The organism is Mesorhizobium sp. M1E.F.Ca.ET.063.01.1.1, assembly GCF_003998155.1.
In the GTDB taxonomy this organism is placed as follows: domain Bacteria; phylum Pseudomonadota; class Alphaproteobacteria; order Rhizobiales; family Rhizobiaceae; genus Mesorhizobium.
On record NZ_RZSC01001313.1, the window covers coordinates 1 to 894 of the forward strand.

The 894-nt window shown below is 65.0% G+C and carries 2 protein-coding genes; both read right to left on the bottom strand.

What is annotated here, in order from left to right; translation table 11 throughout:
* Nucleotides 1-516 (bottom strand): aminotransferase class I/II-fold pyridoxal phosphate-dependent enzyme (locus EOA29_RS38195; RefSeq protein WP_127222501.1); only part of this gene is annotated, 516 nt, incomplete at its 3' end.
* Between the two features lie 49 nt (nucleotides 517-565).
* Nucleotides 566-894, bottom strand: a 329-nt coding sequence (locus EOA29_RS38200; protein ID WP_245468777.1) for a hypothetical protein, incomplete at its 5' end; no start/stop codon positions are given.

Consider the following 894-nt stretch of genomic DNA (forward strand, 5'->3'; position numbering starts at 1 on the left):
GTTGAGGATCAGCGCTAGCGGCTTCGGGATCGAGTGGCGGATGCCGCGCTCGACGGCCGGGATGAAGCCGTCATCGGGCTCCACCTGCAGCGAGCGGATGACGCCGCCCGACATGATGAAGCCGAAGGCGTGGATCGGATAGGTCGGATTGGGGCACAGGATGACATCGCCCGGCGCGGTGATCGCCTGCGCCATGTTGGCGAAGCCTTCCTTCGAGCCAAGCGTCGCCACCACCTGCGTGTCGGGGTTGAGCTTCACGCCGAAGCGGCGGGCATAGTAGTTCGCCTGGGCGCGGCGCAGGCCCGGAATGCCGCGCGAGGACGAATAGCGATGCGTGCGCGGATCGCGCACCACTTCGCACAATTTGTCGACGATGGATTTCGGCGTCGGCAGGTCCGGATTGCCCATGCCAAGGTCGATGATGTCGGCACCGCGCGAGCGGGCGCTGGCCTTCAACCGGTTGACCTGCTCGAACACGTAGGGCGGAAGCCGGCGGACCTTGTGAAACTCTTCCATTTCAGTTCCAGACGATCAAAAGGGGGCGCTTTCGGCGCGCGATATAAACCTAATTGCAGTTAGGGTCGAGGGCCGGATCGCATTTGCCCTCGATCTGCTTCAGCGTGTCGTCGCCATGCGTCCTGGCGAGTGTGTTGAGCGCGGCCGTATTGGCGGCTGGTTTCGCGCCGCCGCCCTTGGCGAGCTGCGCCTGCTCGTCGGCCTTGAGCTCGCCGAGCTTGGCGGCGGTCTCCTCCTTGCTCAGTTGCTTGGCCGCGACCTGGGGACGAATATTGAGGTTCGGATAGGAACCGGTGTCCTTCGGCCCTTCGACGCCGGCGACCGGCGCCGTATTCGAAGTGTTGCTGGTCGAGCAGCCGCCCGCCGCCAGCATGCCCT